The organism is Rhodococcus wratislaviensis, assembly GCF_041228765.1.
GTDB classification, from domain to species: Bacteria; Actinomycetota; Actinomycetes; order Mycobacteriales; family Mycobacteriaceae; genus Rhodococcus_F; species Rhodococcus_F wratislaviensis.
The window spans coordinates 6766416-6778658 of sequence record NZ_CP150488.1; the positions used below are offsets into that span (position 1 = coordinate 6766416).

Below are 12243 nucleotides of genomic sequence, written 5' to 3' on the forward strand. Positions count from 1 at the left end.
CCTCTATAGTTCCACCCGAGAGTTCCGCTTGCAGCCGTGCCCCCGCTCGAGTGCTGTGAGTTACGTGGAACCGGAGCGGTACGAGAGTTGAGAGATGACGAGAACGCTTCCCCCGGGCCGATACACAGCCGCGGCAAAGCCTGCGCGCCCGAAGCGCTGGCTCGTGTGGGCCCTTTCCGCGGCGGTCGTGGTCGTGGGCGTGATCGTGGCGGTCGTCGCATACAACAAGTTCGCCGTCTCCGAGATCGACAGTGAAGCCACGTCGTTCGATCTGGTGAGCGACTCGCAGCTGGACATCACGTTCACCGTCACCCGTGAGGATCCGTCCCAGGCGGCGGTCTGCATCGTCCGCTCCCGCTCCAAGGACGGTTCCGAGACCGGCCGCCGCGAGGTCTACATCGCCGGCGGCGAAGACCAGACGGTGAAAGTCACCGCCCCCGTCTACACGTCGCGCCCGCCCGCGATGGGTGACATCTACGGCTGCAGCCTGGACGTTCCCGCCTATCTGACCGGCGGCTGAGACCAGCACACCCGAGCGACCGTTCGGGTTATTAGGGGTTTGCACTCCCCGATCGTGCTAGAATCGCCTGGTACACGGTTCCGGTTTGGAACCGTGTATTGCTGCATTGGCGGCAAGGCGGAAAACGAACGGCCCCGGCCGTCGCATTGCGCCGAGCCGTTGATCACTGCTGTTGCAGTGGTCTGTCGAGGGAGCCCGGCGGCTCCAACTACGAGGGAGTGATCGAGATGACCGAGACCCAGGTGACCTGGCTGACCCAGGAGTCACATGACAGGCTCAAGAGCGAACTCGACCAGCTCATTGCCAATCGTCCGGTCATCGCCGCCGAGATCAACGAGCGTCGCGAAGAGGGCGATCTGAAGGAGAACGGTGGCTACCACGCGGCCCGCGAAGAGCAGGGTCAGCAGGAGGCACGCATCCGCCAGCTTCAGGAACTCCTGAACAGCGCGAAGGTCGGCGAAGCGCCCACCCAGTCCGGTGTCGCACTGCCCGGTTCCGTGGTGAAGGTGTACTACGACGGCGACGAGAAGGACACCGAGACATTCCTGATCGCCACCCGCGAAGAGGGTGCACGCGACAACAAGCTCGAGGTCTACTCCCCCAACTCCCCGCTGGGTGGCGCACTGCTCGAGGCGAAGGTCGGCGAAACCCGCGAATACACGCTGCCCAACGGCAGCAGCATGAAGGTGACGCTCGTCAGCGCGGAGCCGTACCACAGCTGATCTCGGATCCACCGCCGAAAACTCCGGTCCGGGCCCAGCGCCCGGGCCGGAGTTTTCTGCATTGACGCCTGTGCGTGAATCAGAAGACCCTGCGGGCCTTCATGTCGGCGAACACGGGACCGATGCGCACCACGTCGCCCGTCGTCGGGGCGTGCAGCATCTGGCCGTTTCCGACGTAGATCGCCACGTGTCCCGGACCACCCGACTGCCAGTTGCCGAACAGCAGGTCTCCGGGCCTGGCCTGCGACAGCGGCACCTCCACACCGACTTTCCACTGCGTTTCCGACGTGCGGGGCAATGTGACGCCGGTTGCGGCGTACACGGCGAACGACGTCAGACCCGAGCAGTCGAAACCGCCGCCGGACGGTCCGTTGATGTTGCCGCCGCCCCACACGTACGGCAGACCGATGAACCGCATGGCCGCTTCGACGACGCGGCTCGTGTCACCGGCGGCCGCACCGTAGAAGAACGGCGACAGCATCCGCGCGAACGATTCCTCCAGTGATCGGATCCGTGCGACGTACGGCTGCGTTTCGTGCTCGTAGTCGAACTTGCCGGCGGGCATGCCACCGGCGGTCCGGACCGCACCCGCCCCGGCGTTGTAGGCGGCGATCGTGAGGTCGAGGGTGTCGCCCTTGACCACACCCTCCTTCTTCCACCCCTCGATCTGCCCGAACAGGTCGCACAGCATCTGACCGGACGCCATCATCGGGTCGGCGACACCGTTGATGTCGACCTTGCCGTCGCCGTCCGCGTCCTTGCCGTATTTGGCCCAGGCAGGGGGCATGAACTGACCGGGACCGCGGGCTCCTGCCCGGGACACGGGTGAGGTCGCGCCGTAGCGGAAACCGTTCTCGACCGAGTACAGGGCCGCCAGCGTCGGCGGCTTGATGCCCTCGCACAGCGACCCGGCCTTGCGGATCCACGGCGCGAAGACGGCGATGGCACCGACCGGCGCGAGCGACACCCCGGGGAAACCGGCGGGGACGGACGGGATCAGCGATCCGAGTCCGCTGATCAGGGCCGGGACCCCCGGCAGAGCGGCAAGGCCCCCGATCGCCGTTCCGACGTCGGGGGCGCTCATCGCGGGGGGTTGGTCGAGCGGCGTGTCCGGGAGTGCCAGTGGGGGAACCGGGGCAGGAGGCGGTGCCGCCTCGACGGCGGGCGGCGGCGGAATGTAGGGGTCGGTTGCCTGCTTCACCACATCCGAGGCCTGCGCCACCATCTGCTCGGCCTGCACGCGGGCCGGTTCCGGGAGGGTCGATATCGCGTCGTTTACTTGTTTCTGAACGTCGGGTGAGGCCTGCTCGACCACCTGAATTGCTTCTGCTGCTTGATCTTTCACCGGCTGCGGTATGTCCGCTCCCTGAACGATGGCCCCCGCTGCGGTGGTGATCGCCACGATGATCGCCGCTGCATCAACTGACATACGTGCGCTCCTCCTCCTCGGTGCACCTAACCGAGTGAGTTCACGTTACGACGGGGCACAGCAGATGCGAGGCGATTCTGCGGGATTGATCCGTTTCCTACCGTGACCTGCGGGAGAGCGGCACCTGGCGAATCGCGGCTGCCGGGGCGGACTGCGCAGGACTGCAGGCGACTCGCCGGGCGTGCGCTGCACTCCTGCGCACTCCACGACGAGAGACAGATTCTTCCCAGGTTGTTCTAAGGTTCTTCGGGGAAGCTGGTCGGCATGAGTGAAGACCGACGGATTTCCCGCCTGCTTCCCGTTCGCCGCGTCCTCGCGGCAGCCGGAATCGCCGGACTGGTCGCCGGTGGCGGCATGGCGGCAGCAGCGGACCCCGCGACCCCCGATTCGACGGTGGCAGCGCCCCTCGTCTCGGCAGGATTCGGCGCGCCGGACGCCGTGTCCAGCGGTTCCTGAGATCCCGCGACCGGAGATCCACCACATGACCAGTGCACGCAGCGCAACCGAATGGTCCACCTGGGGTGTGCACGCACGCATCGTCGTCACCGACCCCGACGCCCTGAGCTCGGCGTCGAACCTGATCCGCGGTTACCTCGCGGCCGCCGATGCCGCCGTCAACCGGGACCGCGCGGACGCCGAGATCCGCTCGCTCGACGCGGGCCCGAACACGGTCACACCGATGTTCGCGCGGTTCCTCACCGACGCCCTCGCCGCCGCACGCACCACGGAGGGCGCACTCGACCCCACTGCGTCGGCACCCGCACCCCAGTCGTGGCGGTCGATCACCGTCGACGGCACCGAGGTCACGCTCCCGTCCGGTGTGGAGCTCGACCTGACGGCCACCGCACGGGCGAGTTCCGCCGACCACTGCGCGTCGACGACAGCCGAGCTGCTCGGGTGTGGCGTCCTGGTGGCGCTCGGCGGAGACATCGCCACCGCCGGGACCACGCCACCGGGCGGCTGGCAGGTCCAGGTCCAGGACCTGCCGGGCGACCCCACCTGCCAGGTGTCGATCCCGTCGGGTGCGGCCGTCGCGACCGCCAGCACCGTCAAGCCCCTCCACCCCGACTCGATCTCGTTGTGGCGGACAGTGTCCGTGGTGGCCGAGTCATGCACCACCGCGCACGCGTCCAGTACGGCGGCGGTCGGCATGGGCGGCGGTGCGATCGACTGGCTCACCACCCTCGAACTGCCGGCCCGGCTGGTGGATCAGGAGTTCCGGGTCATCACCCTCGGCGGATGGCCGAGCTAGATCCGGCTACTCCTGCAGGCGAACCGCGTACTGGGCGTCACGCAGGGCGTCGAGGAGATCCTGCCGGTGGCCGGGACCACGGGTCTCGACGGTGAGGAACACCTCCACCTCGTCGAGCGCGAGCGCGCCGCCGGTGCGGGAGTGAACGACGTCCACGACGCTGGCGCCGTTGCCGCTGATCACGCCGAGGAGGCTGACCAAACCACCCGGTCGGTCCGGAATGGTCACGTGCACACCGAGATACCGTCCGGCCGCCCGGAGACCGTGATTGACGACGTGCGTGAGCAGCAACGGGTCGATGTTGCCGCCGGACAGCACCGCGCAGACCTTCCCGGTGAGTCCCAGCTCTTCCGTCGAGCAGCTGATCAGCGCGGCCACCGCCGCCGCGCCCGCAGGCTCCACGATGAGCTTCGCGCGTTCGAGGCACAGGAGCAGCGCCCGGGACAGAGCGTCCTCACTGACCGTGACGATGGCGTCGACCTGCGAGCCGACGTGCGCGAACGGCACGTCGCCGGGCCGGCCGACCGCGATGCCGTCGGCCATGGTCGACATGGTCTCCAGCGGAATCGGGCGGCCCTCGGCCAGCGAACGCGGCCAGGCGGCCGCCTGCTCGGCCTGGACGCCGACGATCCGCACGTCGGGCCGGGTGGCCTTCACCGCCGCGGCGATGCCCGCGATCAGCCCACCACCGCCGGTCGGGACGACGAGGGTGCCGACGTCGGGTTCCTGCTCGAGGATCTCGAGCCCCACGGTCCCCTGCCCGGCGACGATGTCGACGTGATCGAAGGGATGGATGAGGACGGCGCCGGTCTCGTCCGCGAACTCCTTCGCAGCGACGAGCGCGTCGTCCACGGTGTCGCCGGTCAAGTGGACGGTGGCGCCGTACGCCTTGGTGGCGACGAGTTTCGGCAGGGGTGCACCCGTGGGCATGAAGACGGTGGACGGGATGCCCAGCTCGGTGGCCGCCCAGGCCACGCCCTGCGCGTGATTGCCCGCGCTCGCCGCCACGACCCCGCAGGCCCGTTCGGCGACCGACAGATTCGCGATCCGGTTGTATGCACCACGGGGTTTGAAAGACCCTGTGCGCTGCAGATTTTCGCACTTCAGCGTCACGACGTGCCCGCATCGTTCCGACAGCGCCCGGGACGCGATCACCGGCGTCCGGCGCATGACGGGGTCCAGCAGCTTACGAGCTGCTCTGATCTGATCCAGCGTGACAGGCTCCACGCGGGCCAGCATAGGGCGCTCCGCGCCCGTGAGTGGTTAAGGAGTCCAGAGACTCGTCAACTACTCACGGGCGGCGGAGCCGCCTGCTACTTCAGAGCCTGCTCGATGTCGCCCACGAGGTCGGCGGCATCCTCGATGCCGACGGACAGCCGCACCAGGTCGTCCGGGACCTCGAGCAGCGAACCGGCGGTCGAGGCGTGGGTCATGGCGCCCGGGTGTTCGATCAGCGATTCGACGCCGCCGAGCGACTCGGCCAGCGTGAAGATCTCGGTGCGCGAGCAGAAGTCCAGCGCGGCCTGCTTGCCGCCGGCGAGGCGGACCGAGATCATGCCGCCGAAGCGGCGCATCTGCTTCTCCGCGACCTTGTGGCCGGGGTGCGACTCGAGTCCGGGGTAGATGACCTGCGACACCGCGGGGTGCCCGGTGAGCAGTTCGACGACCTTCTCGGCGTTGTCGCTGTGCCGCTCCATGCGCAGGGAGAGGGTCTTGATGCCGCGGAGCGTGAGGAACGCGTCGAAGGGCCCGGGGACCGCGCCTGCACCGTTCTGTAGGAACGCGAAGGCCGTGTCGAGCTCCTCGTCATTGGTGACGAGTGCGCCGCCGACGACGTCGGAGTGTCCGCCGATGTATTTGGTGGTCGAGTGCAGCGCGATGTCGGCGCCGAGCTGCAGCGGCTGCTGCAGGTACGGCGAGGCGAACGTGTTGTCGACGACGATCTTCGCGCCGGCGTCGTGTGCCACGTCGGACAGTGCCTCGATGTCACCGATGTTGAGGAGCGGGTTGGTGGGCGTCTCGACCCACACGAGCTTGGTGTTAGGCCGGATCGCGGCCCGGACCGCGTCCACGTCGGACACCGCGGCGGGCGTGTACTCGATGCCCCACTGGGTGAAGACCTTGTCGATCAGGCGGAACGTTCCGCCGTAGGCGTCGTTCGGGATGACGAGGTGGTCGCCGGGGCGGAGCGCGGCACGGAGCAGGCAGTCGGTGGCGGCCATGCCCGAGCCGAAGGCGCGACCGTACGTGCCCGACTCGAGGGCGGCGAGGTTGGCCTCGAGCGGTCGTCGGGTGGGGTTGCCGGTGCGGGCGTATTCGAATCCGTTACGCATGCCGCCGACGCCGTCCTGCGCGAACGTCGAACTGGCGTAGATCGGGACGTTGACGGCGCCCGTCTGCGGGTCCGGGTCGAATCCTGCGTGCACGGCCTTGGTGGAGAACCCCTGCCAGCTGATGTTGTCCGCTTTGCTGCGCTGCTCACTCATGGCCCCCAGCCTAGTGGGGACCTAATTCTCCAGATACTCCGCGATGGCGAAGGCGATGTCGAGCTTGGTCGCGTCGCTGACGGAGGGGTCGAGCGCGTTGACGATGATGCTGTGTTCCGGGGTGAGCAGCGCCATGGCCACGACGTCGAGAACCACCCCGCCGAACTCGGCGGAACGGGTATCCGGGACGACGTTCGTCCCGTTCCGCATCTCGACGAGGACAGCAGGATCCGTCACCTGCGGCTTCACCGAAGCGGTGATGGTGCTCATCACGTTGGTCGGCCCCTTGGACCACGAGCACGTCGGATCGGTCGATCCGGGCAGGACGGCCTCGGTGAGATGCGGCCGGTCCGACACCAGCCGGCCGAGTGCCTTCGTGAGTGCGGCGCAGTCCGCGGATGCGTCCGAAGACGAGGTGCCCGAGGACACCGATCCCACGGGCGACGACCCCGACTGTGCGACGGCGGCACCCTCGATACTGTTCCCGCATCCGGCGGCCGCCAACCCGAGCAGGGCGACCGGGACCACCAGGACACGACGTAGACGAGCACTCACTGTGATTTCCCCCTCACGGACACCGGACCGGTCCCCCGCTGTGCACCGTACGTTCCGTGCGCAGCGGGGACCAGTGTTGTCGTGCCCGGCCCTCGACGTGTCGTCTAGGAGCCGGCGCTGAGGAAACCGAGAAGGTCGTGGCGGGTGATGACTCCGGCGGGCTTGCCGTCGTCGACGACCATCAGGGCGTCGGTGTCGCCGAGCGCCTTGGTGGCGGCCGACACGGGCTCACCGGAACCGATGAGCGGGAACGGCTTGCTCATGTGCTTCTCGACCGGGTCCGCGAGGTGTGCGCGTCCCTCGAACACGGCACTGAGCAGGTCGCGCTCGGTGACGCTGCCCGCCACTTCACCGGCCATGACGGGCGGCTCCGCACCGACGACGGGCATCTGCGACACCCCGTACTCGCGGAGGATCTCGATGGCGTCGCGCAGCGTCTCGGACGGGTGGGTGTGGACGAGGTCCGGGAGTTCGCCGGACTTGCCGCGCAGCACATCGCCGACGGTCTTCTCGTCGGGCTTGCCGTCGAGCGGTGTGCGGAGGAAGCCGTAGGACGCCATCCACTTGTCGTTGAAGATCTTCGACAGGTATCCGCGGCCACCGTCGGGCAGCAGGACGACGATGACGGCGTCGGGGCCCTCACGCTTGGCGACCTCGAGTGCGGCGACGACGGCCATGCCGCAGGAGCCGCCGACCAGCAGGCCCTCTTCGCGGGCGAGACGACGGGTCATCTCGAAGGAGTCGGCGTCGGACACGGCGATGATCTCGTCGGGGATGGACGGGTCGTAGGCGCTCGGCCAGAAGTCCTCGCCGACGCCCTCGACCAGGTACGGGCGACCGGTGCCGCCCGAGTACACGGAACCCTCGGGGTCGGCGCCGATGACCTTGACCTTGCCGCCGGACACCTCCTTGAGGTAGCGGCCGGTGCCGGTGATGGTGCCGCCGGTGCCGACGCCCGCGACGAAGTGGGTGATCTTTCCGTCGGTGTCGGCCCAGATCTCGGGGCCGGTGGTCTCGTAGTGGCTCTGCGGGCCGCCCGGGTTGGAGTACTGGTTGGGCTTCCAGCCGCCGGGGAGCTCGCGTGCGAGCCGGTCGGAGACGCTGTAGTAGCTGTCCGGGTGCTCGGGCGCGACCGCGGTGGGGCACACCACGACCTCGGCGCCGTAGGCCTTGAGAACGTTCCGCTTGTCTTCGCTGACCTTGTCGGGGCAGACGAACACGCACTTGTATCCGCGCTTCTGGGCCACCAGGGCAAGGCCGATGCCGGTGTTGCCGGACGTGGGCTCGACGATGGTCCCACCCGGCTTCAGCTCACCGGACGCCTCCGCGGCGTCGATCATCTTGACCGCGATGCGGTCCTTCGAGCTTCCACCCGGGTTGAGGTATTCGATCTTGGCTGCAACGGTCCCGTGGTTCTCCCCGATGACAGAAGAGAGCTTGACGAGAGGGGTGTTGCCGATCAGGTCGACGACGTGTTCCGCGATGCGCATGCCTCCATGCTCCCAGATGCCCTGATCCGATGCTCACAGACGTCCGGCACGGGGGCCCCGATCCGACTAGATTGGTGCGGACGCAGTCCGCTGGAACCCGTGAGATGAGCACCAGGTAGCGGAAAGGTGAGACCAGTGCCCAAGAGGACCTGGCAGACCGGAGTGAAAGCCGGTGCCGCGGCTGTCGTGGCAGGTTCGAGCGCGGGCACGCTGTCGTGGGCGGCGTACTCCTATCTGATGTCCCAGGCGACGGCGGCCCGCGGTGTGATCGGGCGCAACGTCGCCAAGCCGCCGGAGGCCGACGGCGTCTACTCCCCCGGCGCCGCGGTCCCCGAACGCTGGCTACGGACCACGCCCTACGACGTCCATCTGATGATTTTCGGCGATTCCACGGCCGCCGGGGTGGGGTGCCTGTCGGCGGACGAGGTGCCCGGCGTGCAGATCGCGAGGCGCCTCGCCGACGAGACCGGCAAGCGGATCCGGCTGAGCACCAAGGCCATCGGCGGCGCCACATCCCGCGGGCTCAGCGGGCAGGTGGACGCGATGTTCGTCGCCGGACCGCCGCCGGACGCCGCGGTGATCCTGGTCGGCGCGAACGACGTGACGTCCAAGAACTCGATTCGGGCGTCGGCGCGCAGGCTAGGGGAAGCGGTGGAACGGCTCCGCGCCCGCGACTGCGCGGTCGTGGTCGGAACGTGCCCCGACCTCGGGGTGGTGACCGCGATTCCGCAGCCCCTGCGAACCGTCGTCCGGACGTGGGGGTTGCGCCTGGCGAGGGCGCAGGCGGCCGCAACCAGCGCGGCGGGTGGCCACCCGGTGGCGTTGGCCGACCTGCTGGCTCCCGAGTTCCTGGCGGCCCCCGACCGGATGTTCTCCTCCGACCATTTCCACCCGTCCGCGGCGGGCTACGAGTTGGCGGCGATGCAGATCGTGCCCGTTCTCGCGACCGCCCTGGGCATGTGGCACGGCGGACCGCTCCCCGACCTGCCCGAGGTGTCGGAGGCCGCGGAGTCGCGCAAGCTGTCGACCCGAATGACCGCCTCGCTCAACCGTTTCCTGTGGCGGCGCACTGCCAGGCGACGCTCGCCTGCCCGCCTCGACGAACTCCTCGCGATCGAGGAGGCGTCTGCGTCCAGGACGCGACGGGTCGCTGAGTGAGATGGCGATGTCCCCGGTGCCACCCGGCAACGTAAGTTGTCGGGAAGGCCACAAAACGGGTGGTCTGCAACACAGTGCAGACCCCTGCAGTTGACAAAGGAGTTTTCATGCCCGAGGCAGTCATCGTCTCCGCAGTACGCTCACCGATCGGCCGAGCCATGAAGGGCTCACTCAAGACCATCCGCCCGGATGATCTGACGACGCAGATGGTGGCCGCGGCTCTGGCGAAGATCCCCGAACTCGATCCCACCGAGATCGACGACCTGCTCCTCGGCTGCGGCCAGCCCGCCGGCCAGTCGGGTTTCAACATCGCCCGCGTCGTCGCGGTGGAACTGGGTTACGACTTCCTGCCCGGCGTCACCGTCAACCGATACTGTTCCTCCTCGCTGCAGACCACCCGCATGGCACTGCACGCGATCAAGGCCGGCGAAGGCGACGTGTTCATCTCCGCCGGCGTCGAGTCGGTGTCCAGCTTCGTCACCGGCAACGCCGACGGCCTGCCGAACACCAAGAACCCGAGGTTCGCCGACGCCGAGGCGCGTACCGCGAAGCTCGCCGAGGGCGGCGTCGCCTGGACCGACCCGCGCGAGAACGAGCAGATTCCCGACGTCTACATCGCCATGGGCCAGACCGCCGAGAACGTCGCCTCGGCCACCGGCATCACGCGTGAGGAGCAGGACCGCTGGGGCGTCCGCTCCCAGAACCGCGCGGAGGACGCCATCAAGAACGGCTTCTTCGAACGGGAGATCACCCCGGTCACCCTCCCCGACGGCACCGTCGTCAGCACCGACGACGGCCCGCGCGCCGGCACCACCTACGAGGGCATCAGCCAACTCAAGCCGGTGTTCCGGCCCGACGGCACCGTCACCGCCGGCAACGCGTGCCCCCTCAACGACGGCGCCGCCGCGCTCGTGATCATGTCCGACACCAAGGCCAAGGCCCTCGGGCTGACCCCGCTCGCCCGCATCGTGTCCACCGGGGTGTCCGGGCTGTCCCCCGAAATCATGGGCCTGGGCCCGATCGAGGCCGTCAAGAAGGCCCTCGCGATCGCGGGCAAGTCCATCTCCGACATCGACCTGTTCGAGATCAACGAGGCATTCGCGGTCCAGGTTCTCGGTTCTGCCCGTGAACTGAAGATCGACGAGGACAAGCTGAACATCTCCGGCGGCGCCATCGCCCTCGGCCACCCGTTCGGCATGACCGGCGCCCGCATCACCAACACCCTGCTCAACAACCTCCGCGAGCAGGACAAGACGTTCGGCGTCGAGACCATGTGCGTCGGCGGCGGGCAGGGCATGGCGATGGTCCTCGAGCGTCTGAGCTAGGCCCTCCGGACCGTGAGTGGTTGACGAGTGCAGAGACTCGTCAACCACTCACGGGCGCAGCGGGAGGATCTCCCGGTACGCGTCGGACGCGTACCAGCCTTCGAGGTGCTCGCGGTCGGGGAACTCGATGACGATGAACGTGCCGTCGGACGTCCCCTCGACCACGTCCTGGCGTCCGCCGTGGACGATGAACTTGCCGGAGAAGGGGCGCAGGGTGCCGTCGATGCGTTCGAGGTATTCGACGATCTGCGGACCCATGTCGACGTTCTGGAGGTGGGCCATTCCGTACGCGCTCATGTCGTGCTCCTTCGGGTGAGGCGGTTGCTGCACACGACATTCCTCCGCCCGGGTACGCGCGTCGATTACCTCCGAGGTAATCGAACCCGGCCCCGCAGACGGAGAAGGCCCCCGAGAGCATGCTCTCGGGGGCCTTCTCGTGGGACTACTAGTCGCTGTTGAAGTAGCTCAGGAGTCGCAGGATCTCGACGTACAGCCACACGAGGGTGACGGTGAGTCCGAATGCGACACCCCACGCTGCCTTCTCCGGCGCCTGGGCGCGGATCAGCTGGTCGGCGGCGTCGAAGTCCAGCAGGAAGCTGAATGCGGCGATGCCGATGCAGACGAGGCTGAAGATGATCGCCAGGGGACCGCCGTCGCGGAGACCGAGGCCGCCTTCGGTGAAGAAGCTGGCGATCACGTTGCCGAGGACGAGGACGACGACACCGATGAGGGCGCCGATGATCATCCGCGTCAGGCGGGGCGTGACTCGGATCGCGCCCGTCTTGTAGACGACGAGCATGCCGAAGAACACGCCGAACGTGCCGAGTACGGCCTGGGCGATGAGTGCCGCTCCCCCGACTCCACCGAACGTGATGTCGGTGAACATGAACGACAGGGCGCCGAGGAACAGGCCCTCCGCCACCGCGTAGGCGAGAACGATGCCCGGGTTGTCCATCTTGCGGCCGAACGTGGCCACGAGGACCAGCACGAGACCGACGAGGCCACCACCGATGACCAACGGGCCCGCGAGGTTCGCATTGTTGCTCACCAGGAAGTAGGAGATGATCGCCGACACCGTGAGCACGCCGAGCGTGACACCCGTCTTGGTGACGACGTCGTCGATGGTCATCGAACGGTAGTCGGGGCCCGTCCGGTAGGGCTCGGCCTGCGTGTACTGCGGCTGACCGAACTGCTGCGTGACCTGCGCTGCGCCGGCCGTCGTAGATCCGAACGAGGCGTATCCGCCGCTGCCCTCTTGTTTGGGCAGGTTGCGGAACACCGGGTTACTGGTGGTGCGCACCGTGCA

Annotated in this window: 13 protein-coding genes; 6 read left to right on the plus strand and 7 right to left on the minus strand. The window is 68.1% G+C overall.

The genetic code is table 11. The annotated features are described in order from the left end of the window. Positions 1 to 94 precede the first annotated feature (94 nt). Positions 95 to 520, plus strand: a complete 426-nt coding sequence (locus WKC72_RS31230; protein ID WP_128639261.1) for a DUF4307 domain-containing protein — start codon at positions 95 to 97, stop codon at positions 518 to 520. 227 nt (positions 521 to 747) lie between these two features. Continuing rightward, on the plus strand, positions 748 to 1242 hold the full coding sequence (gene greA, locus WKC72_RS31235) for a transcription elongation factor GreA (protein ID WP_005238978.1): 495 nt from the start codon (positions 748 to 750) through the stop codon (positions 1240 to 1242). A 79-nt stretch (positions 1243 to 1321) separates the two neighbouring features. On the opposite strand, the gene WKC72_RS31240 is transcribed toward greA, so the two are convergent. Continuing rightward, a complete protein-coding gene (locus tag WKC72_RS31240) occupies positions 1322 to 2671 on the minus strand; it encodes a bifunctional lytic transglycosylase/C40 family peptidase (RefSeq protein ID WP_112299089.1) in 1350 nt (449 codons plus the stop codon). A 264-nt stretch (positions 2672 to 2935) separates the two neighbouring features. On the opposite strand from WKC72_RS31240, the gene WKC72_RS31245 reads away from it, so the two are divergent. Further along, positions 2936 to 3127, plus strand: coding sequence for a hypothetical protein (locus tag WKC72_RS31245; protein WP_009479096.1), 192 nt, complete (start codon positions 2936 to 2938; stop codon positions 3125 to 3127). A 25-nt stretch (positions 3128 to 3152) separates the two neighbouring features. Next, complete coding sequence (locus tag WKC72_RS31250; RefSeq protein ID WP_037231494.1) at positions 3153 to 3923, plus strand: FAD:protein FMN transferase; 771 nt, start codon at positions 3153 to 3155, stop codon at positions 3921 to 3923. Between the two features lie 6 nt (positions 3924 to 3929). On the opposite strand, the gene ilvA is transcribed toward WKC72_RS31250, so the two are convergent. The 4 genes from ilvA to WKC72_RS31270 all read right to left on the minus strand — a co-directional run bounded on the left by ilvA (position 3930) and on the right by WKC72_RS31270 (position 8454). After that, the gene (ilvA, locus tag WKC72_RS31255; RefSeq protein ID WP_037231491.1) at positions 3930 to 5162 is read right to left on the minus strand and encodes a threonine ammonia-lyase; all 1233 of its coding nucleotides are present in this window, start codon (positions 5160 to 5162) and stop codon (positions 3930 to 3932) included. A 74-nt stretch (positions 5163 to 5236) separates the two neighbouring features. Then, the gene (locus WKC72_RS31260; RefSeq protein WP_037231489.1) at positions 5237 to 6409 is read right to left on the minus strand and encodes a cystathionine gamma-synthase; all 1173 of its coding nucleotides are present in this window, start codon (positions 6407 to 6409) and stop codon (positions 5237 to 5239) included. Positions 6410 to 6430: 21 nt separating this feature from the next. Continuing rightward, entirely contained in the window at positions 6431 to 6964 is a 534-nt protein-coding gene (locus WKC72_RS31265; RefSeq protein WP_370180701.1) for a hypothetical protein, read from the minus strand. A gap of 104 nt (positions 6965 to 7068) precedes the next feature. Further along, positions 7069 to 8454, minus strand: a complete 1386-nt coding sequence (locus WKC72_RS31270; protein WP_005255744.1) for a cystathionine beta-synthase — start codon at positions 8452 to 8454, stop codon at positions 7069 to 7071. Between the two features lie 135 nt (positions 8455 to 8589). Between WKC72_RS31270 and WKC72_RS31275 the strand changes: the two genes are divergently transcribed. Beyond that, positions 8590 to 9612: an SGNH/GDSL hydrolase family protein gene (locus WKC72_RS31275; protein ID WP_037231487.1), complete on the plus strand. Its 1023-nt coding sequence runs from the start codon at positions 8590 to 8592 to the stop codon at positions 9610 to 9612. Positions 9613 to 9719: 107 nt separating this feature from the next. Next, positions 9720 to 10937 (plus strand): acetyl-CoA C-acetyltransferase, encoded by a 1218-nt coding sequence (locus WKC72_RS31280; protein WP_112299086.1) that lies wholly within the window; start codon positions 9720 to 9722, stop codon positions 10935 to 10937. A 48-nt stretch (positions 10938 to 10985) separates the two neighbouring features. On the opposite strand, the gene WKC72_RS31285 is transcribed toward WKC72_RS31280, so the two are convergent. Next, a complete protein-coding gene (locus tag WKC72_RS31285; protein ID WP_255221458.1) occupies positions 10986 to 11234 on the minus strand; it encodes a DUF1330 domain-containing protein in 249 nt (82 codons plus the stop codon). A gap of 148 nt (positions 11235 to 11382) precedes the next feature. Continuing rightward, positions 11383 to 12237, minus strand: coding sequence for a Bax inhibitor-1/YccA family protein (locus WKC72_RS31290; RefSeq protein ID WP_174484670.1), 855 nt, complete (start codon positions 12235 to 12237; stop codon positions 11383 to 11385). Positions 12238 to 12243: the final 6 nt, after the last annotated feature.

What these genes read in the sequence shown, in the direction of transcription:
- WKC72_RS31230 (WP_128639261.1), top strand. Translation starts at nt 95, where the DNA reads ATGACGAGAACGCTTCCCCCGGGCCGATACACAGCCGCGGCAAAGCCT.
- greA (WP_005238978.1), top strand. Translation starts at nt 748, where the DNA reads ATGACCGAGACCCAGGTGACCTGGCTGACCCAGGAGTCACATGACAGG.
- WKC72_RS31240 (WP_112299089.1), bottom strand. Translation starts at nt 2,671, where the DNA reads ATGTCAGTTGATGCAGCGGCGATCATCGTGGCGATCACCACCGCAGCG.
- WKC72_RS31245 (WP_009479096.1), top strand. Translation starts at nt 2,936, where the DNA reads ATGAGTGAAGACCGACGGATTTCCCGCCTGCTTCCCGTTCGCCGCGTC.
- WKC72_RS31250 (WP_037231494.1), top strand. Translation starts at nt 3,153, where the DNA reads ATGACCAGTGCACGCAGCGCAACCGAATGGTCCACCTGGGGTGTGCAC.
- ilvA (WP_037231491.1), bottom strand. Translation starts at nt 5,162, where the DNA reads ATGCTGGCCCGCGTGGAGCCTGTCACGCTGGATCAGATCAGAGCAGCT.
- WKC72_RS31260 (WP_037231489.1), bottom strand. Translation starts at nt 6,409, where the DNA reads ATGAGTGAGCAGCGCAGCAAAGCGGACAACATCAGCTGGCAGGGGTTC.
- WKC72_RS31270 (WP_005255744.1), bottom strand. Translation starts at nt 8,454, where the DNA reads ATGCGCATCGCGGAACACGTCGTCGACCTGATCGGCAACACCCCTCTC.
- WKC72_RS31280 (WP_112299086.1), top strand. Translation starts at nt 9,720, where the DNA reads ATGCCCGAGGCAGTCATCGTCTCCGCAGTACGCTCACCGATCGGCCGA.
- WKC72_RS31285 (WP_255221458.1), bottom strand. Translation starts at nt 11,234, where the DNA reads ATGAGCGCGTACGGAATGGCCCACCTCCAGAACGTCGACATGGGTCCG.